This is a genomic window from Moraxella sp., assembly GCF_024227015.1.
GTDB lineage: Bacteria > Pseudomonadota > Gammaproteobacteria > Pseudomonadales > Moraxellaceae > Moraxella.
The window spans coordinates 1-504 of the sequence record NZ_JAAELD010000370.1 but is presented as its reverse complement, the minus strand read 5'-3'; the positions used below and the strand labels follow the sequence as shown (position 1 = coordinate 504).

At 45.8% G+C, this 504-nt stretch carries 1 protein-coding gene; it reads right to left on the bottom strand.

Features of this window, described 5'->3' with window-relative positions; all coding sequences use genetic code 11:
• The coding region (locus tag GY683_RS08630) for a hypothetical protein (protein WP_297288340.1) at nucleotides 1–504 on the bottom strand (504 nt) is incomplete at both ends.

Below are 504 nucleotides of genomic sequence, written 5' to 3'. Positions count from 1 at the left end.
CCGGCAACTGTTTAAAACCCTTCTCCGCCAAACGAGCCAGCGCCGCAGCCAAAGCGTCCCTATCATGGGCTAAATCCCCCAAACGCTGCATAATTAATGGATGCCCGTGACTGATTTTTAACACTTTAGACACCAAATGACTATCATCACTATGCCATAACTGATTTAACGCCTGATGACTCTGCAAAAATAACCACGCCTCATTCATGGGTAATGGTCCCAAAGGCAACCAGAGTACCTTATCAACCCATACCACTGGGCGATGCCGACTGGTCATCATCACCCGCGATTGCCCTTGCAACCGTGTCACAAACGCCGTTAACAATTCCGTCCATTCTGGGTCCTGACAAACAGACCCTTTTTTCGGATCAGATAACAAATTCGTCTCAAAGTTGTCTATAATCAACAAGATAGGATAATTCTCCAGCACATACAGCAAATTTTCTCGCATCGTTTCATATCGCGCCGGCTCATCTTTCGGCAATAAAATTTTGCGATACTCAT